The organism is Acidovorax sp. LjRoot117 (assembly GCF_964252695.1).
In the GTDB taxonomy this organism is placed as follows: Bacteria; Pseudomonadota; Gammaproteobacteria; order Burkholderiales; family Burkholderiaceae_C; genus Acidovorax.
In genome coordinates, this window is the sequence record NZ_CAXUPO020000005.1 from 49,324 (window position 1) to 69,248 (window position 19,925).

23 protein-coding genes are annotated in these 19,925 nt (G+C 66.8%); 13 read left to right on the forward strand and 10 right to left on the reverse strand.

What is annotated here, in order from left to right:
• Positions 1-94: 94 nt before the first annotated feature.
• Complete coding sequence (locus tag ACSQ3D_RS15355; RefSeq protein WP_436127491.1) at positions 95-562, forward strand: Lrp/AsnC family transcriptional regulator; 468 nt, start codon at positions 95-97, stop codon at positions 560-562.
• A 39-nt stretch (positions 563-601) separates the two neighbouring features.
• Here the strand turns inward: ACSQ3D_RS15355 and ACSQ3D_RS15360 are convergent, their stop codons facing one another.
• A complete protein-coding gene (locus tag ACSQ3D_RS15360) occupies positions 602-1,615 on the reverse strand; it encodes an AraC family transcriptional regulator (protein ID WP_436127492.1) in 1,014 nt (337 codons plus the stop codon).
• A 117-nt stretch (positions 1,616-1,732) separates the two neighbouring features.
• On the opposite strand from ACSQ3D_RS15360, the gene ACSQ3D_RS15365 reads away from it, so the two are divergent.
• A complete protein-coding gene (locus tag ACSQ3D_RS15365; RefSeq protein WP_436127628.1) occupies positions 1,733-2,935 on the forward strand; it encodes an MFS transporter in 1,203 nt (400 codons plus the stop codon).
• A 75-nt stretch (positions 2,936-3,010) separates the two neighbouring features.
• On the opposite strand, the gene ACSQ3D_RS15370 is transcribed toward ACSQ3D_RS15365, so the two are convergent.
• The 6 genes from ACSQ3D_RS15370 to ACSQ3D_RS15395 form a co-directional block, all read right to left on the reverse strand.
• The gene (locus ACSQ3D_RS15370) at positions 3,011-3,913 is read right to left on the reverse strand and encodes a DUF3014 domain-containing protein (protein ID WP_436127493.1); all 903 of its coding nucleotides are present in this window, start codon (positions 3,911-3,913) and stop codon (positions 3,011-3,013) included.
• A gap of 257 nt (positions 3,914-4,170) precedes the next feature.
• Positions 4,171-4,842: an alpha/beta hydrolase gene (locus tag ACSQ3D_RS15375; RefSeq protein WP_436127494.1), complete on the reverse strand. Its 672-nt coding sequence runs from the start codon at positions 4,840-4,842 to the stop codon at positions 4,171-4,173.
• A 53-nt stretch (positions 4,843-4,895) separates the two neighbouring features.
• Complete coding sequence (locus ACSQ3D_RS15380; RefSeq protein WP_436127495.1) at positions 4,896-5,714, reverse strand: DODA-type extradiol aromatic ring-opening family dioxygenase; 819 nt, start codon at positions 5,712-5,714, stop codon at positions 4,896-4,898.
• A gap of 195 nt (positions 5,715-5,909) precedes the next feature.
• Positions 5,910-6,332, reverse strand: a complete 423-nt coding sequence (arfB, locus tag ACSQ3D_RS15385) for an alternative ribosome rescue aminoacyl-tRNA hydrolase ArfB (RefSeq protein ID WP_396504030.1) — start codon at positions 6,330-6,332, stop codon at positions 5,910-5,912.
• Positions 6,333-6,381: 49 nt separating this feature from the next.
• A complete protein-coding gene (aroQ, locus tag ACSQ3D_RS15390; protein ID WP_436127496.1) occupies positions 6,382-6,876 on the reverse strand; it encodes a type II 3-dehydroquinate dehydratase in 495 nt (164 codons plus the stop codon).
• A 189-nt stretch (positions 6,877-7,065) separates the two neighbouring features.
• Positions 7,066-7,407, reverse strand: coding sequence for a hypothetical protein (locus ACSQ3D_RS15395; protein WP_056418859.1), 342 nt, complete (start codon positions 7,405-7,407; stop codon positions 7,066-7,068).
• Positions 7,408-7,581: 174 nt separating this feature from the next.
• Here ACSQ3D_RS15395 and ACSQ3D_RS15400 point away from each other — a divergent pair, with 174 nt between their 5' ends.
• From ACSQ3D_RS15400 to ACSQ3D_RS15410, 3 genes are all read left to right on the forward strand, one after another.
• Entirely contained in the window at positions 7,582-9,417 is a 1,836-nt protein-coding gene (locus ACSQ3D_RS15400) for a glutamine--tRNA ligase/YqeY domain fusion protein (protein ID WP_436127497.1), read from the forward strand.
• A gap of 244 nt (positions 9,418-9,661) precedes the next feature.
• Complete coding sequence (locus ACSQ3D_RS15405) at positions 9,662-10,090, forward strand: hypothetical protein (RefSeq protein ID WP_436127498.1); 429 nt, start codon at positions 9,662-9,664, stop codon at positions 10,088-10,090.
• Between the two features lie 404 nt (positions 10,091-10,494).
• Entirely contained in the window at positions 10,495-10,674 is a 180-nt protein-coding gene (locus ACSQ3D_RS15410; protein ID WP_436127499.1) for a hypothetical protein, read from the forward strand.
• Positions 10,675-10,712: 38 nt separating this feature from the next.
• On the opposite strand, the gene ACSQ3D_RS15415 is transcribed toward ACSQ3D_RS15410, so the two are convergent.
• Positions 10,713-11,654 (reverse strand): M14 family metallopeptidase, encoded by a 942-nt coding sequence (locus ACSQ3D_RS15415; RefSeq protein WP_436127500.1) that lies wholly within the window; start codon positions 11,652-11,654, stop codon positions 10,713-10,715.
• 193 nt (positions 11,655-11,847) lie between these two features.
• On the opposite strand from ACSQ3D_RS15415, the gene ACSQ3D_RS15420 reads away from it, so the two are divergent.
• From ACSQ3D_RS15420 to ACSQ3D_RS15440, 5 genes are all read left to right on the forward strand, one after another.
• Positions 11,848-13,239 carry a trypsin-like peptidase domain-containing protein gene (locus ACSQ3D_RS15420; RefSeq protein ID WP_436127501.1) on the forward strand — a complete coding sequence of 464 codons (1,392 nt, stop codon included), beginning with the start codon at positions 11,848-11,850 and terminating at the stop codon, positions 13,237-13,239.
• A complete protein-coding gene (locus tag ACSQ3D_RS15425; protein ID WP_056418879.1) occupies positions 13,236-14,222 on the forward strand; it encodes an FHA domain-containing protein in 987 nt (328 codons plus the stop codon). The genes ACSQ3D_RS15420 and ACSQ3D_RS15425 overlap by 4 nt, the downstream gene beginning before the upstream one ends.
• Before the next feature lie 121 nt (positions 14,223-14,343).
• Positions 14,344-14,673 carry a hypothetical protein gene (locus tag ACSQ3D_RS15430; RefSeq protein WP_436127502.1) on the forward strand — a complete coding sequence of 110 codons (330 nt, stop codon included), beginning with the start codon at positions 14,344-14,346 and terminating at the stop codon, positions 14,671-14,673.
• 126 nt (positions 14,674-14,799) lie between these two features.
• Complete coding sequence (locus ACSQ3D_RS15435; RefSeq protein ID WP_436127503.1) at positions 14,800-15,117, forward strand: DUF2322 family protein; 318 nt, start codon at positions 14,800-14,802, stop codon at positions 15,115-15,117.
• A gap of 168 nt (positions 15,118-15,285) precedes the next feature.
• Positions 15,286-15,777, forward strand: coding sequence for an SRPBCC family protein (locus tag ACSQ3D_RS15440; protein ID WP_056418889.1), 492 nt, complete (start codon positions 15,286-15,288; stop codon positions 15,775-15,777).
• 100 nt (positions 15,778-15,877) lie between these two features.
• Here ACSQ3D_RS15440 and ACSQ3D_RS15445 read toward each other — a convergent pair whose 3' ends face one another.
• Complete coding sequence (locus tag ACSQ3D_RS15445; RefSeq protein WP_056418892.1) at positions 15,878-16,663, reverse strand: transporter substrate-binding domain-containing protein; 786 nt, start codon at positions 16,661-16,663, stop codon at positions 15,878-15,880.
• Between the two features lie 289 nt (positions 16,664-16,952).
• Between ACSQ3D_RS15445 and ACSQ3D_RS15450 the strand changes: the two genes are divergently transcribed.
• The 3 genes from ACSQ3D_RS15450 to ACSQ3D_RS15460 all read left to right on the forward strand — a co-directional run bounded on the left by ACSQ3D_RS15450 (position 16,953) and on the right by ACSQ3D_RS15460 (position 18,508).
• Positions 16,953-17,201 carry a hypothetical protein gene (locus ACSQ3D_RS15450; protein ID WP_056170038.1) on the forward strand — a complete coding sequence of 83 codons (249 nt, stop codon included), beginning with the start codon at positions 16,953-16,955 and terminating at the stop codon, positions 17,199-17,201.
• A 145-nt stretch (positions 17,202-17,346) separates the two neighbouring features.
• Complete coding sequence (locus tag ACSQ3D_RS15455; protein ID WP_436127504.1) at positions 17,347-17,802, forward strand: helix-turn-helix transcriptional regulator; 456 nt, start codon at positions 17,347-17,349, stop codon at positions 17,800-17,802.
• Positions 17,795-18,508, forward strand: a complete 714-nt coding sequence (locus ACSQ3D_RS15460; RefSeq protein WP_436127505.1) for a nucleotidyl transferase AbiEii/AbiGii toxin family protein — start codon at positions 17,795-17,797, stop codon at positions 18,506-18,508. Before ACSQ3D_RS15455 ends, ACSQ3D_RS15460 begins: the two co-directional genes overlap by 8 nt.
• Positions 18,509-18,580: 72 nt before the next feature.
• On the opposite strand, the gene ACSQ3D_RS15465 is transcribed toward ACSQ3D_RS15460, so the two are convergent.
• Entirely contained in the window at positions 18,581-19,876 is a 1,296-nt protein-coding gene (locus tag ACSQ3D_RS15465) for a phospholipase D-like domain-containing protein (protein ID WP_056418903.1), read from the reverse strand.
• Positions 19,877-19,925 lie beyond the last annotated feature (49 nt).

Sequence of the window (19,925 nt, forward strand, 5' to 3'; positions counted from 1 at the left end):
CTGTAGCCATGCCCACCCCGAATGAGTTGCCGTTTTTCAGCCGATGCGGCGCAATACCGGCAGCTTATGCCGCAAAAACAATAAACTGCAGCATATGAAACTCGATACCCTGGACCTGCGCATTCTGGCCGAGCTGCAGGCCGATGGCTCCCTCTCCAACGTGGAACTGGCGCGGCGTGTGCACCTGTCGCCCTCGCCGTGCCTTGCGCGGGTGAAGGCACTGGAGGCCGCAGGCGTCATCAGCCGCTACGTGGCGCTGGCCAACGCGGCGGCGCTGGGGCTGGGGCTCAATGTGTTCATCAGCATCAGCCTGAAGGCGCAGAGCAAGGAAGCGCTGGCCGATTTCGAGCACCGCATCGCGGAGCACGACGAGGTGATGGAGTGCTACCTGATGAGCGGCGACAGCGACTACCTGATCCGCGTCGCCGTGGCCGACATCTCTGCGCTGGAGCGCTTCATCGTGGAGCAGCTTGCCCCGATGCCCGGCGTGGAAAAGATCCGCTCGAGCTTTGCGCTCAAGCAGGTGCGCTACAAGACGGCGCTGCCGCTGCCCCGGGCATAGCGGTCACGCTCCAGCGCCCTACTGCTCGTTCATCACCCATCACTCCGCACGCGCCGTGCTGGGCGGCTGGCCGATGATCCTTTTGTAGGCGCGGCTGAACGAGGCTTCGGACTCGTAGCCCAGCCGGTGGGCCGCCACGGCCACGCGCATGCCGTCGCGTGCGATCCAGCGGCGCGCCTGCGACATCTTCACCTTGGCCACGTAGCGCGCCGGGCTCTCCCCCATGGTGCGCGTGAACGATTCCGAAAAACTCGAGCGCGAGGCGCCCATCAGGTCGGCCAGCAGCGGCACGTTCCAGTCGCGCTCGGGCTCGGCGTGGATGGCGGCGATCACCTTGCCGATGCGCGGGCAGCGCACGGCGGCGATCCAGCCCGTGGGGCTGTTGCAGCTGCATTCCACCCAGGCGCGGATGATGCTGGCCGCCAGGGCGTCGGCCAGGCGCGCCAGGATGGCGCAGGCGCCCATGCGGTCCTGCGCCACCTCGCGCTCCATGGCGTCGAGCAGCACGGGCACGGTGGTGTCGCGCCGCGCCAGGTCGCCGGCCATCATCACGGCGGGCATCATGGCCATCAGCGGGTGCAGCGGGTCGAGGTTGAAGCGCAGCGCGCCGCTGAACAGCACGTCGGGCGCCAGCGGCGGGGGCGGCGCGACCGGGGCCCCCCGGGGTGCGCGGCCCGCCTCGCGGCCATCCACCAGGTAAATGTTTTCAGACACGGCCTTGCGCGCCAGCGAGTCGATGTCCACCGGCGGCACGTCGGGCGAGCTGGCCAGCACATGAAATGTGCCGTGGGGCAGCAGCACCGCATCGCCCATGGTCAGGCGCTGCCATTCGCTGCCTGGCGTGCGCAGCCAGGCGCCACCGTGGCCCACGAAGTGAAACCGCGCCGAGCGCTGCGCCGGAAAAGCGATGGCCCAGGGCGGGTGCAGCACGCAGCGGCCATACTCCACGCCGTCCAGGCGCAGGCCGAGCAGGATCTGGGTCAGCAGGTCCGGCGGCTCCACCCACGGCGGCTGCGGCACTTGGTCAAACGGTCTGGATGAAAAGTCAAGCATTTCGGCTTTTACGGCATGGAAACGCCGACATCTTATCCCTAGCATGGACGTCCGTTCCAACCCAAGGCTTTGCCCGTGTCCTCCTCTTCTTCCTGCTCCACCTGCCTGGATGCGCCCATGGGCGCCGTGGCCGATGCCACCCCCGCCCCGCATTCCACCCCCGAGCCCACCGAGGCCCGCTGGGCCGCCGTGGCGTCCATGGCGCTGGGCGTGTTCGGCCTGGTCACGGCCGAATTTCTGCCCGCCAGCCTGCTGACCGCCATGGCCAGCGACCTGCGCGTGAGCGATGGGGCCGCGGGCCAGGCCGTGACCGTCACCGCGCTGGTGGCCGCAGTGGCTGCGCCGTCGCTGCCGCTGCTCACGCGCCGCATCGACCGGCGGCTGGTGATGATCGCCTTCACGCTGCTGCTGGTGCTGTCCAACGTGATGTCCGCCCTGGCCGGGAGCCTGGCCACGCTGCTGGTGGCGCGGGTGATGCTGGGCGTGGCGCTGGGCGGCTTCTGGTCCATGTCGGCCGCGCTGGCCATGCGGCTGGTGCCGGCCTCGCTGTTCGCGCGGGCCATGTCGTTCATCTTGACCGGGGTGTCGGTGGCCACCGTGTGCGCGGCGCCCATCGGCGCGTGGATGGGCGATATGTGGGGCTGGCGCAGCGCCTTCGTCGCGGCGGGCGGCATCAGCCTCGTCACGCTGGCCGTGCAACTGGTGGCCCTGCCCGCCCTGCCCCCGCGCGACAACCCCAACCTCAAGGTGCTGGGCGAGCTGCTGCGCCGCCCACCGGTGCGCGTGGCGCTGCTGGCGGTGCTGCTGGTGATCTCAGGCCACTTCGCAGGCTTTACCTACATTCGCCCGCTGATGGAGCAGGTCACGCACCTGTCGGTGGCCACCATCACGGCCGTGCTGCTGGGCTACGGCGTGGGCGGCTTCTTCGGCAACTTCGTGGGGGGATGGATCGCGGGGCGCAGCGAGCGCCAGGCCATCGTGGCCGGTGGGGCCGTCATCGCCGTGCTGGCCGCCGTGCTGCTGGTGGCTGGGCAGTCGGCGGCCATCACGGCGGTGGCGGTCACGCTGTGGGGGTTTGCGTTCGGCGCGTTTCCGGTGGGCTTTCAGACCTGGATCGTGCGGGCCGCGCCCGACCAGGCGGAGGGCGCGGGCGGGCTGCTGGTGGCGGCGTTTCAGATCGCGATTGCCAGCGGCGCCATCTTTGGCGGGCTGATGGTGGACCACGTGGGCGCCCTGGGCGGGCCGGCGTTTGCCCTGGCAGCGCTGACGCTGGGCACCTTGCTGACCCTGCGCCACGGCCCACGGCCGGCGCAGGCCTGACCCGCCGCAGGGGTTGGAGCCCCCAAGCCCATCCCCACCGCACAGCCTGCCGCCACGCCCCCGCGCAGTGCGGGACTACGGCACGGGCTTGCGGGCCACCGCGCCCGTGGCGACGCGCTGGCGCACTTCGCGGATCAGCGCTTTGGCCCGCGCCGCGTTGGCGGGCCCCATGCGCACCAGGATCTTCTGGCCGCTCGACAGGGCCTGCAGCGCCGGGTCGGCAAATTCGTAGCGCACCCAGGGCCGCAGGTCGGGCACGTCGGTGTTCACCGGCAGCAGCTTCACGCGCATCGGCCCCTTGGGCTCGGGCGCGAGCAGCAGGTGGTCCAGCACGGCCACCAGGCGGTCGTTGAAGTAGCGCCGGGGATAGCCCACTTCTTCATACGCCTGCTGGAACAGCGGGTACAGCCGTGCATACAGCGCCACCGCGGCGTCCAGCGGCACGGCCTCGGCAAAGGCCAGCACCGCGCTGTAGCGCGCTGCGTTGGCGGGGGCGATGGTCTGCGCGCCCTCGACACCCTCCACCGTGAAGCGCTCGGGCGTGGGCTGCACCGGCCACATGCGCGACGGCGCCTGGGCGCGGCCCAGGTTGTCCACCGTGGCGACCACGCGGCGCACGAAGCCTTCGGTCCACAGAAACCTGGTCACCTTGTCGCTGCCCAGCAGTTCGCCGAGCAAGGCCGTCACGCGGGTGTCCGATTCCGCCAGGGGCGGCAAAGCGGTGTCGGCGGGTGCGAGGCCATCGACCAGGTTCTGCGGGCCCGAGGCTTCGGGCATGGGGGGTGCAGCCGCCGGGGCTGCGGGCGCGCTGGCCACCGGGGGCGGTGGTGGCGCGGGCTGAGGCTCCGCGGGGCGCAGCCAGAACCACCACGCAGCGCCCGCGATGGCCGCGCAGCCCAGGGCTGCGAGGGCGGCTTTGGGCAGGGGCGATGCACCCTCGGGTGCGGGGCGAAACTCGGCGGTGTCGTGATCGGGCATCGGGTCTCCTGTGGCGGTGCATGGCGCACGCCCTGGGTACGACGGCGTGGGCCGCCATGCGTTCCCGTGCGGGGTGCAATGCACCATTGGAAACCGCGCCTGCGCCCGGTGCGTAACGCCATGTACCCGCTGGGCGATGCCGGTGCCTTCCCAGACCTCGCCACGCCACCGCTGCGCGAGCGGCACGGCACGGCACGGGCAGCCCTGCGGTGCGCAGGAGGATGTGGGTGTGCTGGCCTATCCCCCCGCCCGCCGGGTCAGAAAGCCGCCGACGGGCCGGCCAGCGAGTCCAGCCAGGTCACCGTAGCGGACAGCTCCGCCGGGCGGATCTCGTGCGCGCCTGGAAACTCCCGGTACGTGACCGCCACGGGCAGCGGGCCCATGTGCTGCGCGATGGCCTGCGCGTGGGCCAGGGGGATCACGTTGTCGTGCGTGCCGTGGCTCAGCCACAGCTGCTTGCCCCGCAGCGCATCGGGCGGCGCGGCCAGGGGCAGCACCTGCGACAGCAGGCGGCTGTGCCACACCATGGCCGCCTGCATCAGCGCGGGCTGGGTCAGCAGCAGCGACAGCGCCATGATGCCGCCCTGGCTGAAGCCGCCCACCACGACGCGCTCGGGCGGAATGCCCAGTTGCTCTGCGGCGGACGCGATGGCCTGGGCCACCAGCGCGCGGCTCTGCGCTTCTTGCGCCTCGTTGATGGTGCGCTCGCCGTTGGGCTCGATGGAAAAGTCGAACCACGCGTGCGAGCCCGGCCCCATGCGAAACGGTGCCCGCAGGCTCAGCACATGAAAACGCTCCGGAATGTGCGGCGCCAGGCCGAACAGGTCCTGCTCGTTGCTGCCCACGCCGTGCATGAGCACCAGCAGCCAGGGCCGGGGCGTGGTGGCAGCGGCCGGGCGCTGCAAAAAGGTGAGCGGTAGATCAAGCATGGATGAGCGGCAGGGCCGGATTTGAAGATAGATAGGTGGGCGGACGTGCCGTCTCAATGCACGGGCTGCAAGGCGAAAGCATCCATCGACAGCATGCTGTACATCACCTCGCGGCTCAGGTAGTGGGCCTGCAGATCGTCGCCCGCTGCGCCCAGCGCAAAGAAGATGGGCAAAAAGTGGTCCTCGGTGGGGTGTGCACGGCGTGCATGCGGGGCCTCGCTGCGGTAGTTGAGCAGTGCCTTCATGTCGCCCCGCGCCAGGGCCGCTTCGATCCAGCGGCTGAACTCCAGCACGTAGGGCGCGGGCTCGCGCTCGCCGCCAAAGAACTCGGCCAGGTTGTGCGTCATGCTGCCTGAGCCGATGACCAGCACGTTCTGGTCGCGCAGGCTGCGCAGTGCCGCGCCCAGCGCGTACACCTCGGCCGGCCCAGCGCCCACGGGCAGGGCCACCTGCACCACCGGCACATCGGCCTGCGGGAACAGATGCATCAGCGGCACCCAGGCACCATGGTCGAACGGGCGGGCTGCATCACCCTGCGCCGCCACGCCGGCGGCTTGCAGCAAGCCCAGCACCTCCTGCGCCAGCGCGGGCGAGCCCGGGGCCGGGTATTTCAGCTGGTACAGCGCGGGCGGAAACCCGCCAAAGTCGTGCCAGGTCTCCGGCTGCGGGCCGGTCATGACCTGCGGCGAGCGTGCCATCCAGTGGGGCGACATGATGACCACGCCACGCAGCCCGGGGTACTGTGCCTTCAGGCTGTCACCCCACTGCGTGAGCGCGGGGCCGGTGGTGCCGGCGTCCAGCGCAAACAGCGGCGCGCCGTGCGAGACGAACAGTGCAGGAACAACAGGGAAAGCGTGGGCGGTGGCAGACATGGCGATGTCCTTTGGATTCATTGCGTGGGGGGATGCATTGAATGTAGGACCGACAGCCCGCGATACCAAGCCCTGTGCATCAGACAGATCGTTCCACGGGTGGTGCTAATGAGCCGGTAAAAACTGCCAATGCGCCGGGCAACAAAACATCGCCACCCAACAACGTCCACCTGTCCGGGGTCCGTCAACAGCCCCTCAGGACCCATCCTTCACCCGGCCGCGCAGCGCCTTGGTTTCGCTGCGCTGGCTCTTGCCCGCCAGCCGCCGCTGCTGCGAGCCATAGGTCGGCCGCGTGGCACGCCGCACGCGGGGCGGCACGGCGACCGTGTTGACCAGCGCGTTCAGGCGCTGCAGCGCGTCCGTCCGGTTCTGGTCCTGGCTGCGGTACTGCTGCGCCTTGATCACCACCACGCCGTCCTGCGTGATGCGGCTGTCGCGCAGTGCCAAAAGGCGCTCCTTGACCCCGTCGGGCAATGACGACGCCGCCACGTCGAAGCGCAGGTGCACCGCGCTCGATACCTTGTTGACGTTCTGCCCACCCGCACCCTGCGCCCGCATGGCGGTGATCTCCACCTCGTCTTCGGGCACCTCCAGCGTCGGGGTGGGTGCGGTGGTCATGCGTGTGCCCGTCTGCCGTGCGAAAGTGCGCCCGAGGGTACTGCGGCGCTCAGGCGGCCGCCTGGGGCTGCAGCTGCGCCAGCCCGTCGATGGCCAGGCCATAGCCCAGCACGCCAAACCCGCACATCACCGCCTTGGCGGCCGCGGCCATGTACGAATGGTGCCGGAAGGATTCGCGGGCGTGCACATTGCTGATGTGCAGCTCGATCAGCGTGATGCCCGTGCCCTTGGTGGCATCGTGCAGCGCCACGCTCGTGTGGGTGTAGGCCCCGGCATTGATCACCACGCCGGCCAACGCGCCCGCCGCATGCAGGCGGCCCGCTTCATGGATCCAGTCGATCAGCGCACCCTCGTGGTTGCTTTGGTGAAACCGCAGCGCAAAACCGTGACGCGCGCAGGCGTCGGCACACAGTTTTTCGACATCGGCCAGGGTGTGTGCGCCGTACACGGCAGGTTCACGCGTGCCCAGCAGGTTCAGATTGGGGCCATTGAGGACAAAAACGGTTTTCACAGGGCATGCACTCCGAGGGGTTGCACCCGCCATGCAGCGGGCAAAGGTGCCAAATTATGCTGCGCCGCCACCTGCGCGCCCCCAAAGAAAAAGCGGCCCGAAGGCCGCTGTAAAAGGCAGCCTGTGCAAAGACGCTGCCTGTGAGCGACTGGCGCCCAAGAGGTTTTGGTTACAAAGTGCGGCAGCCGTGTCGGTCAGGACCGGCTGCCGGGGCGGGGCCGATCAGCGGTCCCAGCGGCCGTAGCCACGGTCGTGGTGATGGTGGCGGTGGCCCCGGTAGCCACGGTCACCGTAGTACACCACGGCGGGTGGAGGGGCGTAGTACGCTGGAGGGGGCGCGTAATACACAGGCCGTGGGGGCGCGTAATACACCGGTGGGGGCGGGGCCACATACACCGGGGCTGGTGCGTAGTAGCCATTGCTGGCCCCCACCACCACACCCGGCACGCCAATGCCCACCGACCAGTTGACGTCGCGGGCCTGGGCGGCGCCCGCGCCACCCAGCAATGCCAGCGCTACGCCTGCGGAAGCTGCCAAGGCATAGATAGAACGGGATTGAGTCATACGGATATCTCCTGTTGGAATGAGGGTAGCCAGCCAAATGGACTCGCCTCACCGGTACATAACGCACCAAGTAGGCAAAAGGATGGCATAAATTTGTCTTTACGTTGTGTCCGGAAGTACATTCGCCCGTTTCCATGCGTAAACCATCACGAAACCGGGCCCTAAAATGGCCCGATGAGCACCCAAAACCCCGTCAATCCAGCCGCCAACACACCGGCTGCCGCCACCGCGACAGCCCCGGAAGCCGTCAAGCCCAGCAACTTCCTGCGCCAGATCATTGAAAGCGACCTGGAAAAAGGCACCTACGCCGCCCGCCGCTGGGGTGGCACACCGGGCGACGCCGCCCACCACGCGGCGGGCCAGCCCGACCCGGCCAAGATCCGCACCCGCTTCCCGCCCGAGCCCAACGGCTACCTGCACATCGGCCACGCCAAGAGCATCTGCATCAACTTCGGCCTGGCCCGCGACTACGGCGGCGTGTGCCACCTGCGCTTTGACGACACCAACCCCGAAAAAGAAGACACCGAATACGTCGACAGCATCATCGACGCGGTGAAGTGGCTCGGTTTCGACTGGAACGGCCACCCCAGCGCCCCGCCCTACCAGGCCAGCGACTACTTCGACTTCATGTACCGCGCGGCCGAATACCTGATCGAGGCCGGCCACGCCTACGTGGATGAGCAAACCGTGGAGCAGATGCGTATCAACCGCGGCGACTTCGGCAAGCCCGGCGTGAACAGCCCCTTCCGCAGCCGCACCCCGGCCGAAAACGTGGCCAAGTTCCGCGAGATGAAGGCCGGCCTGCACGAAGACGGCTCCATGGTGCTGCGCGCCAAGATCGACATGGCCAGCCCCAACATCAACATGCGCGACCCGGCCATCTACCGCATCCGCCGCGCCACGCACCACAACACGGGCGACACCTGGTGCATCTACCCGATGTACACGTATGCGCACCCCATCGAAGACGCGCTCGAGCAGATCACCCACAGCCTGTGCACGCTCGAATTCGAAGACCAGCGCCCCTTCTACGACTGGCTGCTGGAGCGACTGACGGAAGGCGGCCTGCTGAGCAACCCGCCCCCCCGCCAGTACGAATTCGCCCGCCTGAACCTCACCTACGTCATCACCAGCAAGCGCAAGCTCGCCCAGCTGGTGTACGACCACAAGGTCAGCGGCTGGGACGACCCGCGCATGCCCACCATCGTCGGCTTGCGCCGCCGCGGCTACACGCCCGAATCGCTGCAGGTGTTTGCCGAGCGCATTGGTGTGACCAAGAGCGACAGCTGGATCGACTACAGCACCCTGGAAGGCTGCCTGCGCGAAGACCTGGAGCTCAAGGCCTTCCGCGGCATGGCCGTGCTCAACCCCGTCAAGCTGGTGCTGACCAACTGGGACGAGGTCATGGGCGCGGGCCACCTGGAGCCCTGCACCCTGCCATCACTGCCCCACCCCCCCGAAGGCGTGGAAAGCCCCGAGCGCCACTTCACCATCGGCAAGGAAGTCTGGATCGAACGCGAAGATTTTGAAGAAGTGCCCCCCAAGGGCTACAAGCGTCTGTTCCCCGGCAACAAGGTGCGCCTGAAGGGCGGCTACGTCATCGAATGCACCGGCTGCCACAAGGATGCCGACGGCACCATCACCGAAGTGCTGGCCACCGTGGTGCCCGACACCAAGAGCGGCACCCCCGGCGCCGACAGCGTGAAGGTCAAGGCCGCCATCACCTGGGTGGGCGTGGCCGACGGCGTGAAGGCCGAGGTGCGCATGTACGACCGCCTGTTCCTGGACGCCCAGCCTGACGCGGGCGGCAAGGACTTCATCGAGAGCCTGAACCCGAACAGCCTGAAGGTGGTGACGGCCATCGTGGAACCGTCGCTGGCCAAGGCCCAGCCGGACGACAAGTTCCAGTTCGAGCGGCACGGGTACTTTGTGGCAGACCGGGTGGATCACCGGGCGGGGAAACCGGTGTTTAACTTGGCGGTGGGGTTGAAGGACTCCTGGGGGAAGTAAATTTTCTCGATCACGAAGAGATCACCGGAGGGGTGAAACGTGTTGGCGGCTCCGATACCAGTGGCCCTAAGCGCGCGCAAGTGCTCCAGCAATCAGCGTCAAGAAAAACGTAGTGCGCCAATACATTTCAACTCCACTCGGTAATCTCTCACTCCTCGCAAAAAGCAGCGGCGTGGGCGGTGGGGCGTGGGATCAGGCCCCCCGCATATTCAGGAAATCCGTCGAGCCAGCGCTTCCAGACGGCATGTCTGTTCTTGGCTGCCACATCGTGTTGCTGCAGTGCACGCCGGGCGAAGCCTCAAAAGGCGTCACGTTCGAATGCAGTTGGGCCGACGATGTGCCGCTTTGTACAGGGCCGGAAACTGGTGAATGGCTTGAAGCCCAGGGCTGGGAGGGGCTCGGCTACAAGATCATCGTAGGGACTGAAGACTACGACTGTTTTGCAAAACGGCTGGGGCCTGAGATCGCTATCTCTGCATCGCAGCACTCAGTGCTCTATTCCGAAAGAGGAATCCGGATTCAGGTCGGCCCACTAGCAGGCGGCGTCGAGTTATCTCTGCACTTCGTGGTTTCGTGGAACCGTTCCCCTGACCCAGCTGACTGTTCGTGCTGGTATGCGGTAGGTATATCCCATCCCACAGTTCTCAGCCACGTCCATTCCGAGGTAGGGTGAGTTGTCTGCTGCAACGCAAAGCTGAAGGCGGCAACAACGCACTGGAATCCGGCAGGCGCGAAAGCTGATTGCTTCTGAAGTCGAGAGAAATTCGGCGGCTGTAGAACGAACACACGGCGCTGAACCGATCGTCTCGGTCAAACCATTTTGCGCGTCCCTTCAGCTAATGTCGTCCGACCTGTAATCCCCCGCGCGTTATCACGGAAGAATCCACTGCCAGGGCAGCGATGTGGTGATCACCTCCCTTTTTGAGATACAACCTCGCAATGCTGAACCCGCCCGAACAACCGCCTACCGTCAAACCCACCTTCGCCCACATGCCGCCCGGCCCAGTGGCAGGCCCCTTGCAGTTATTGCCTGTCAACGGATCGGTGGTGGCAGTCCACACGGCCGATGGCGCACACGTGGGTTCACTCAAAAAGATCGGCGCGGTCTGGAAATTCAAAGCCATGGGCTACGGCGCTGACGGCGGCATGGAGCCGGGCCACGGCCCGCTGACCGATCAGCACAACATGCAGTTCGCCACGCCCGATGCCGACGAGGTGAGCCCCCGGTTGCTGGGCGCTTTGGGCAATATTGCGTAAGCGGCGCGGGCAAGCACTGCCGTGATGGGCTGCAACACTCACGCCGACGCGCTGGCCACCACAAATTCCACCGCCGCACACACCGCCGCCACCTGCGCGTCAATGCACTGCGCCGGCGTGGCACGCGCACTATCCGGGTACACCTCCGTCGTCGTGGTGTAGCGCGCCCCGCTGATGCCCGCGCACAGGCCCCACTGTTTCATCGGGTAGTGGATCACGCCATGCGCCACCATCGGTGAACCGATGATTTCCCCCTGGTCATCCGCCGGCGCAATGTGCGTCACTTGGCTCACCGCATCGATGATCGCCTGCTGAAACGCAGGCTGCGGGTTGTCCGTGTCGTCCACCAGATAGAACCCGTCGGGGATGCTGCCGGGCTCGAACACCTTGCCGTCGCGCGCGGCCACGGCGGGGCGGTATTCGGATTCGTCGGTGTCTGTGGTTTCGTGCAGGTCGACGTGGGCCGCCCACTGGCCGCGCAGCGGGGCCACCAGGCGGATCAGCGCGGCAGCTTCTTGCGCGGGTGAGCCTTCACGAAAGGACCGGTTGGGGTCGATGGCGTCGAAGTTCCAGCGCTGGAAGCGCTCGTACGCCCAGGGACTGACGCAGGGCACCACCAGCAGGTTGGCGCGGCCGGCAAAGCGCTCGGCCTGCGTATCCACAAAGCGGAGCGCGCCGTGCACGCCGCTGGTTTCGTAGCCGTGCACGCCGCCGGTGACCAGCACGCTGGGCAACCCTTCGCTCCATGGGCGGCTGCGCAGGGCCCGCAGGGGATACCGCTCTGCCGCATGGTGGGCGTCGGCATAGACGACATCGCCGTACATCTCCACATCGAATCGGCCGCGCAGTGCCTCGACGGCGGTCAGCACGTCGTCGGCGTAGCTGCGCTGGCGCACCTGGCGGGCGCGCCATTGGTCGCGCTCTGCGGCGCCCCAGGGCTGGCCGGGTGTGCCGATGGGGTAGGAATGGGTGTCTGGCATGGCGGTGGTGTGGCGTGTGTAAAAAGCGAAATGGGGGTGCGTGGCGTGGGGTGGCTACACCGCCCGCGCGGAGCACGGTGCAGAGCGTTCATAGAATACCCCGATGCCCCTTCCCCTGCCCTGGCCGCTTCGGCTTGCCACACCCGTCGTTTTCTTGCTGGCCTGCATGTCGGTCCACGCACAGAAGGCGCCCATGACACCGCCTGCCCCCACCACCCCTGCCAGCGCATCGGCGGCACGCCCTGCAAGCGGGCTGCCGCCTGTGGCACCCGGCCTTGCAGCGCCGTCATCGCCTGGCGGCGAAGCAACCGGCAGTGCAGACCCTTCCACAGCAGGTGCGGCCGTGCCGGTGCCCGCCACAGCGCTGTCGCGCGACGCACGGCGCATCTACGAGCTGTCGCGCGACAAGCTGGTGCAGATCCGCACGCTGCTGCGCAATGCCGACACGCAGGCGTCGATCGGCTCGGGGTTCTTCGTGTCCGCCGACGGCCTGATCGTCACCAACTTCCATGTGGCCAGCCAGCTGGCGCTGGAGCCCGAGCGGTATCGCGGCGTGTACGTGACGATGGAGGGGCAGGAAGGCGAAGTGGAGTTGCTGGCGTTCGATGTGCAGCACGACCTGGCCGTGTTGCGCACCAAGGCCCGCACCGCCGCGGCGCCGGTGCTGAGCTTTCGGCCCGCCACCGAGGCCCTGGCGCAGGGTGAGCGCATCTATTCGCTGGGCAACCCGCTGGACATCGGGTTTGCCGTGACCGAAGGCACCTACAACGGGCTGGTGCGGCGCAGCTTCTACCCGCGCATCTTCTTCGGCGGCACGCTCAACCCCGGCATGAGCGGCGGCCCGGCGGTGGACGATGCCGGGCGGGTGCTGGGTATCAACGTGGCCAAGCGGCTCGACGGGGAGCAGGTCAGCTTCCTGATTCCTGCCGAGTTCGCGCAGGCGCTGGTGCAGCGCGCAGCAGCTGCCGCAGAACCCATCACCCAGCCCGCGTACGGCGAGATGACCCGGCAGCTGACGGGCCATCAGCAGTTGCTGACGGACCGGTTCCTCAAAGCGCCGTTTCGCGAGCAGCGCCACGGCAACTACCGCGTGCCGGTGCCGGACGACGCACTGGCGCGGTGCTGGGGCTCGGGGCGCGACCCGGCCTTTCCCGGCCTGAACCTGGAGCGCACACAGTGCAGGGCCGACAGCGATGTGGTGGCGGGTGACTTCAACACCGGCGCGGTGCGCCTGGCCTACGAAACCTACAACGCCCCGACCCTGGGCGCCGCCCGGTTCGGCCGCATGTACTCGCACAGCTTTGCCAACGAGCAGTTTCTGCGGCGCGGCAACCGCCAGCAGACGGCGGTCGACTGCTCCGAACGTTATGTGAACCCCGGCAGCCTGCCGATGCGGGTGGTGATCTGCATGTCGGCCTACCGCAAGCTGCCCGGCCTGTACACCATGACGGTGCTGGCCGCGAGCACCAACCAGCCCACCCAGGGCGTGCTGGGCCGTCTGGACGTGCAAGGCATCGCTTTCGACAACGGCATGAAGCTGGCAAGCCACTACCTCAAGGCGTTCCGCTGGGAGGCCGCACCATGATGCCGACACTGGGACTGATAGAAGCCTTTGACCGCCACGGCGCACTGTTGGCGCGCGCTCCCATCACGCGCTGGCCTGTGACCGTGGGCCGGGGGCTCGACTGCGACCTGGTGCTGGACGACCCCTTCGTCGCCCCCACGCACCTGCGCATCGACCGGGCGGCAGACGCCTCCCGCGAGGTGCAGGTCGAGGTGCTGGAAACGCGCAACGGCGCACGCCTGCAGCGCAAGCACTACCGCCAGGGCGAGCGCTTTGGCTGGCCCCACGGCACGCCTGTCGACCTGGGCCACACCCACATCGCTCTGCGCCTGGCCGACACGCCCATTGCCGATGAACAGCCGCTGCCGCAGTTTCCGTGGCGCACGGTGGGCACCACGGCCGCGCTGGCGGCCCTGGTGCTGTTCGCGGGGCTGGGGGAGTCGTGGCTGGATGCGCGCGACACCTTGCAGTACTTCAAGGATGTGCCTGGCGTGCTGCTCACGCTGCTGGTGGCGATGGTCGTGTGGTCGGGCGTGTGGGCAGTGGCCAACAAGGTGTTTGCGGGCTCCCTGCAGTTCTGGCGCCATGTGCGCATTGCCTGCGCTGCGGCACTGGCGATGGACGCAGTGCAGCTGCTGGCCCATGTGATCGCATTCGCTTTTTCGCTCGAGATTTTTGCGCAGTTCGCCAGTCTGCTGCTCGTGCTGACGCTGGCCGGTGCGCTGTATGCCCACCTGGCCGCCGTGCTGCCGCGTCGCCGTGTGGGCCTGGCCTGGACGGTGGCCGCCGCGATCGTGCTGGGCGTGCCGGCATGGCTGGGGGCGCAGTGGCTGAACAACATGCGGCTGTCTTCTGTGCTGTACATGAGCAGCCTGTTCCCGCCCAGCCTGCGCGTGGCCCCTGCCGTGCCGGTGGACCAGTTCCTGCAAGAGACCGAATCGCTGCGCGGCAAGCTCGACCGCCGCCTGCGCGACGACGGCCAGGGCAATGATGACGACGAGTGAACAACCGGTGTGAACAATCGGCCCGGCGCCACGGCCACAGGCCTGAAGCGCCGCGCACCACCGGCTACCCCCGCCCAGCCCACCAGCCCACCAGCCCGCCAGCGCCCACGCAACCACCCCCATGCGCCGCCGCAAACTCCATCACCACGTCTACGTCATCGAGCTATCGAAAGACGTGCTGCTGGAGCCACGCTTTCGCAAGAGCAATCCTGGCTACATCGACGGCAAGCCCTGCGTGTACGTGGGCATGACGGGCCTGGACCCGGACGTGCGGTTCGACAAGCACAAGGCCGGCATCCAGGCCAACCGGTTCGTGACGCAATACGGCCTGCGCCTGCTGCCCGACCTGTACGAAGGCTTCAACCCCATGAGCTATGAGGACGCGGTGGACCGGGAGATCGAGATCGGCATCGACCTGCGCTCGGCGGGGTTCGGGGTGTGGCAGGCGTGATGGCAGCACCCCGAGCGAGCGATGTGCACCCGGCGTCATGCGCCAGCATCAATGCTCCTCATTGAATAGCATTCACCGCTTACCAGTAATGCGGTAGCGGCATTTTTCACTCCAACCTAATTTTTTATGAACTTCGCAACCCGCCTCCAGCAACTCCCCGCCACCACCCACCTCGCCGCCCTGCAGCTGCTGGATGCCGGCGACGAGGTCGTGGCCACCATTGAGAACAAGCCCGGCCAGACGGGCTCCTTGGTCGTCTACGCCGCGCTGGCGGCCCTGTACGGCGGCAGCATCACGCCCGCCGCCGCTGCGCTGGGGCTGGAGTGGTATGCAGAGCACACGGCAGACGCCAAGGCCTTCCCTGGCAAGCACCCCAACATCGACCGCCTGCTGGCCTGGGCCGAGGGCAGCGAGAGTTTCCGCGTGCGCACCGTGGCCGCCTGAGGCCGGGGCTGGACAGCGCCAGGCGTCCAGAAAAAAATGCCGGCGCCGGTCACCAGTTGTCGAAAACGGCCTGCCCCGTTCGTCGTAGGAATGTGAACAGCTGCGGGCCCCGCTGCTGCCCACCTTCTTCATCCACCCTGAGTAGTTGACACCCCAAGGAGACCGCCCATGACGACCAGCAACCCGACCGACAACAGCAGCCACAGCGCCGCAGCCGGCGGCACTGCCACCCTGCACCGCGTGCTGCGCGCTCCGCCAGAGCGGGTGTACCGCGCCTTTCTGGACGCAGACGCGATGTGCAAGTGGCTGCCGCCCCACGGGTTCACCGGCCGGGTGCTGAGCCTGGATGCCCGCGTGGGCGGCACCTACCGCATGCAGTTCACCAACTTCGGCAACGGCCAGACGCATGCGTTCGGCGGCGAATACCTGGAGCTGGTGCCCGGCGAGCGCATCGTGCACACCGACCGCTTCGACGACCCCAACCTGCCCGGCGAGATGCGCACCAGCATCGTGCTCAAGAAGGTGCTGGTGGGCACCGAGGTGTCCATCGTGCAGGCAGGCATCCCCGCCGTGATCCCGACCGAGATGTGCTACCTGGGGTGGCAGGAGTCGCTGCAGCTGCTGGCGCAGTTGGTCGAGCCCGACATTCCAGCCGAGTGATCTGCAGCACCCGCACGCCGGCCGGTGCTGCGGCAACCGCGCCCGGCGCAGGGCGCGGGCTTGTGCCGTCAGGCGGGCGCCACCATCGTCATCATCCGTATCACTTGAGCCACTTGTCGGCGGCCTGCTTGAGCACGCCCCGGCTGTCCACCTGGCCCCAGACGAAGTTCATCACCCGGGTGTAGTCCGCATCGTCCTTGGGCAGCATGAAGCCCAGGTAGCTCTTGGGCGTGAGCGGCGCGTCGATGAAGGCAGCGTGAAGGCGCGGGTCGGCCTTGCTGTAGACCACGGCTTCGTAGGTCTCGGTGATCATCACGTCGCCCTTGCCTTCGGCAATCAGCGCAGGGATCTCGGCGTTCTTGTCGTGCGTGCTGACCTGCGCGGTCTTGAGGTTTTGCAGCACGAAGGTCTCGTTGGTGCCGCCGGGGTTCTTGATCACGCGCACCGTGGGCTTGTTCAAGTCGTCCACGGTGTTGTACTTGGCCTTCTCGGCCGAGCGCACCAGCGCCACCTTGCCGAAGGGCGCATAGCCCGGCAGCATCTCGATCAGGCGGATGCGCGCCACATTGCGCGTGATGCCGCCCACCGCGATGTCGAACTGGTCGGCCTGCAGGTCCTTCATCAGGTTGGGCCAGGAGGTCTGCACGTATTCGATCTTCACACCCAGCTCCTTGGCCATCGCCTCGATCACGTCGATGTCATGGCCCGAAAGTCCCGCGTCGGTCTTGATGGCAAAGGGCCGGTAGTCGCCCGGCGTGCCCACGCGGATGACCTTGGTCTCCAGGATCTTGTCGAGCCGGGGGCCGGCCTGCGCGGCCTGGCTGAAGAGGGACAGGCCCGCCACCAGAACGGTGGCAGCCACGGCGAGTGTTTTCTTGGTGATCATGATTTTTGAAGCGCTCCAGGAGGGGATGGACAAGCGTCCTTTGGGGGCCGCGCGGCAAACGCTGCACCGGCAGGACGCACAAAAAGAATACGCCAGCCACTAGCATCAACCATGCCGTGCAGGCGCCCAATGATGGCACCGGGCACGCACTGCCACCGTGCTGGGTTACCCTGCAAGCCCGATCCGCTGTTTCACCGGTGGATCATCATCCATGGATCGACCGTCGACCATGGCACTGCGAATCGATCGACCTGCCCTGCGCAGACGACCCCATCACACAAGGAACACCATGAAAAAACTCAACGTCACCATCCAGCTTGAAATGACCGTGCCCGACGACTGGCAGCTGGTCGAGACCTCCGAAGGCACGCCGGTGATCCAGATGGCCGAAGGCAAATTCCTGGACATCGCCATCGAGCCACTGTTCGCATCGGACCCGGAAGACATGTGGAGCAGCAGCGAGACCGATGATGAACTCAACGACGTGCTCGACATGGTGGAGAGCGAGGAAGTGGCGTACGAGTTTGTGACGCACTGACTCCACAGCACTTCGGCACTGGCACGTCTTTGCTTTAAAAATCGTTTCTCATTGTTGACAAAAATCGCATTTTGCAAATAATGAGAATCAAATGCCATCTCCAGCGCCTCTTGCCTCAGAGCACACTGCATCCCATCTGCGAGCCTTGGGCGAGCAACTGCGCGCCCGGCGCAAGGCCCTGCACCTGAGCGCCACGGTCACAGCAGAATCTGCGGGTATATCGCGGGTTACCTTGCATCGCATCGAAAAGGGCGAACCATCGGCGACCATGGGCGCCTGGTGCAACGTGATGAACGCGCTCGGCATGGTCCCGGCCCTGGTGGACCCTGCCAGCGGCCCTGCGTGTGCGCAGCTGCCAGGAACATTGGCAGGCTGGATTCCCGCTCGCATCCGGCTGGCTGACTATCCCCAGCTCAAGGCGCTGGCTTGGCAGGTGCATGGAACCGATGCACTCACACCCACTGAAGCGCTCGATATCTACGAGCGCAACGCACGCCACCTCGACTTGAGCGCCATGGCGGACAACGAGCAGGCACTGCTGAAAGCGCTGCGCCTGGCTTTCTCGGCCGTTGGCGACGGTAACGCCATCCCCCATGTTTGACAGGCCGCACCACCAGCGCATTGCCCATGTGCTGGCATCCCTGAACGGCGCTGTCCTCCGCCAGCATGGCTGCCTGTTCGGCGGGGGTACCTGCATCGCACTGCGGTATGGCGAATACCGTGAGTCTGTGGACATCGACTTTCTGGTCTCTGACCTTGCCGGGTACCGCGAGCTGAGGCAACTGCTCACAGGCCCAGACGGGCTGGCACCTATCACCCACGAACACGCCACGCCGCTGGTTGCGCAGCGAGAGATACGTGCAGACCAATATGGCATCCGCACACAGGTGCAGATGGACGGGCAGGCGATCAAGTTCGAGATCGTGCGCGAAGGCCGCATCACGCTCGCACCGCCAGGGCCCGACGATGTGGTCTGCGGCGTCAGCACGCTCACCCCGCTGGACCTGGCAGCGTCCAAACTCCTGGCCAACTCGGACGGACAGGCCGATGACGGAGTCTTCAGCCGCGATGTGATCGACCTGGCGATGATGGACCTGCGGTTGCCCGCACTGCGCAAGGCAATGGCCAAGGCAGAAGAGGCGTACGGCACATCGATAGCGCGCGACCTGGGCAAGGCGATTGACCGGCTTCAGAACCGCGTGGGTTGGCTGGACCGCTGCATGCAGGCCATGGGTATGCACGGCAGCCCGAAGGCGGTGGTCTGGAAAAAAGTGCGCGCACTGCGCAGGGTTCTGCCAGCGGCGTAACCCCACATGCGCCGGTGACGGCATCTGCGCAAAGTCCACTGCGCTCGAGCGACAACCACGCCGACGCATCCCTTACAACTGCGAGCGCAGCAGCCCCGTCATCTTCTCGTGCAGCTTCTCGCGCAGCGGCCGCTCCAGCCAGTCTGCGTGCGTCACGCGGCGAGACCGCTTGATGTCGTCTTCGAACACGAGCGTCTGCCGCTGCGCGAACTTCGCGTCGTAGACGTTCAGGTTCGCCTCGTCGTTCAGGCGAAACGACCGGTTGTCGAAGTTGGTGGAGCCCACCGACACCAGCAGCTGGTCCACGATCATCACCTTGCAGTGGTACATGGTGGGGCGGTACTCGTAGATCTCGGCGCCGGCCTGCAGCAGGTCGCCCCAGGTGGCGCGGGATGCGGCCTTCACGGTTTCGGTATCGGTGTGTTCGCCGGGGGTGACCAGGCGCACGCGCACGCCGCGTTTCAAGGCGTCCATCAGCAGGTTTTGCGTGAGCTCGTCGGGCACGAAGTACGCCACCGACAGGTCGATGCTGCGCTCGGCCGCGGTGATGGCCAGGTGGTACATGAGCTGCATGCTCTCGCTGCCGCTCGACGGCGAGCTGGAGAACATCTGCGCCTTTTGCGTACCCACCGGCGCGATGGCCGGAAAGTACGCATCGCCATGCAGCACCTTGCCCGTGACCTTGAGCCAGTTGTCGAGGAACGTGGCCTGCATCTGCGCCACCGCCGGGCCGCGCACCAGGTAGTGCGAATCGCGCCAGTGGTCGGGGTTTTGCGCATTGCCGGTCCATTCGGGCGCGATGCCCACGCCACCGGTAAAGCCCACCTGCCCGTCCACCACCAGCAGCTTGCGGTGGGTGCGGTTGTTCAGGCGCGCCAGGTTGTACCAGTGCGGCTCGTGGAACTTCTTGATCTGCACGCCCGCCTGCTCCATCTCGGCCAGGTAGCTGTCTTCCATCTTGGCGCTGCCCACCCAGTCCAGCAGCACATGCACCTGCACGCCGGCCTGGGCACGCTCGCTCAGCGCGTCGGCAAACTGCTTGCCGATGTCGCCCGACCAGTAGATGTAGGTTTCGAAGGTGACGCTCTTTTGCGCGGCCTTGATGGCTGCCAGCATGGGCGGAAAGATCTGGTCGCCGTTGAGCAGCTCGGTCACCTCGTTGCCGCCGACGATGCCGGGGCCCAGCAGGCTGCCCAGGGCGCGCTCGAACTGCGGGCTGGCGGTGCTGTAAAGCCGGGGCAACTCGTGCTGCACCTTCTTTTCACCGGCGGTGAAGTTCAGGGCCAACAGCACGGCAGCGCCGGTGACCAGTGCGGTCAGGAAGACGATGAGGGGGGTGGAGAAGCGGCGGGGGCCAGCGTGGGGCATGCAACAGATTGTGGCGGGGGGCCGTGCCGGACGATGTAGGCCGACACCG

Bases quoted from the DNA above. Each gene is read 5' to 3' on its own strand.
- ACSQ3D_RS15460 (WP_436127505.1), top strand. From the start codon at position 17,795: ATGTTTGACAGGCCGCACCACCAGCGCATTGCCCATGTGCTGGCATCC.
- ACSQ3D_RS15415 (WP_436127500.1), bottom strand. From the start codon at position 11,654: ATGCCAGACACCCATTCCTACCCCATCGGCACACCCGGCCAGCCCTGG.
- ACSQ3D_RS15365 (WP_436127628.1), top strand. From the start codon at position 1,733: ATGGGCGCCGTGGCCGATGCCACCCCCGCCCCGCATTCCACCCCCGAG.
- ACSQ3D_RS15360 (WP_436127492.1), bottom strand. From the start codon at position 1,615: ATGCTTGACTTTTCATCCAGACCGTTTGACCAAGTGCCGCAGCCGCCG.
- aroQ (WP_436127496.1), bottom strand. From the start codon at position 6,876: ATGGCGGGTGCAACCCCTCGGAGTGCATGCCCTGTGAAAACCGTTTTT.
- ACSQ3D_RS15445 (WP_056418892.1), bottom strand. From the start codon at position 16,663: ATGATCACCAAGAAAACACTCGCCGTGGCTGCCACCGTTCTGGTGGCG.
- ACSQ3D_RS15395 (WP_056418859.1), bottom strand. From the start codon at position 7,407: ATGACTCAATCCCGTTCTATCTATGCCTTGGCAGCTTCCGCAGGCGTA.
- ACSQ3D_RS15440 (WP_056418889.1), top strand. From the start codon at position 15,286: ATGACGACCAGCAACCCGACCGACAACAGCAGCCACAGCGCCGCAGCC.
- ACSQ3D_RS15405 (WP_436127498.1), top strand. From the start codon at position 9,662: ATGTCTGTTCTTGGCTGCCACATCGTGTTGCTGCAGTGCACGCCGGGC.
- ACSQ3D_RS15400 (WP_436127497.1), top strand. From the start codon at position 7,582: ATGAGCACCCAAAACCCCGTCAATCCAGCCGCCAACACACCGGCTGCC.
- ACSQ3D_RS15420 (WP_436127501.1), top strand. From the start codon at position 11,848: ATGACACCGCCTGCCCCCACCACCCCTGCCAGCGCATCGGCGGCACGC.
- arfB (WP_396504030.1), bottom strand. From the start codon at position 6,332: ATGACCACCGCACCCACCCCGACGCTGGAGGTGCCCGAAGACGAGGTG.
- ACSQ3D_RS15425 (WP_056418879.1), top strand. From the start codon at position 13,236: ATGATGCCGACACTGGGACTGATAGAAGCCTTTGACCGCCACGGCGCA.
- ACSQ3D_RS15375 (WP_436127494.1), bottom strand. From the start codon at position 4,842: ATGCTTGATCTACCGCTCACCTTTTTGCAGCGCCCGGCCGCTGCCACC.
- ACSQ3D_RS15450 (WP_056170038.1), top strand. From the start codon at position 16,953: ATGAAAAAACTCAACGTCACCATCCAGCTTGAAATGACCGTGCCCGAC.
- ACSQ3D_RS15380 (WP_436127495.1), bottom strand. From the start codon at position 5,714: ATGTCTGCCACCGCCCACGCTTTCCCTGTTGTTCCTGCACTGTTCGTC.
- ACSQ3D_RS15430 (WP_436127502.1), top strand. From the start codon at position 14,344: ATGCGCCGCCGCAAACTCCATCACCACGTCTACGTCATCGAGCTATCG.
- ACSQ3D_RS15355 (WP_436127491.1), top strand. From the start codon at position 95: ATGAAACTCGATACCCTGGACCTGCGCATTCTGGCCGAGCTGCAGGCC.
- ACSQ3D_RS15435 (WP_436127503.1), top strand. From the start codon at position 14,800: ATGAACTTCGCAACCCGCCTCCAGCAACTCCCCGCCACCACCCACCTC.
- ACSQ3D_RS15465 (WP_056418903.1), bottom strand. From the start codon at position 19,876: ATGCCCCACGCTGGCCCCCGCCGCTTCTCCACCCCCCTCATCGTCTTC.
- ACSQ3D_RS15370 (WP_436127493.1), bottom strand. From the start codon at position 3,913: ATGCCCGATCACGACACCGCCGAGTTTCGCCCCGCACCCGAGGGTGCA.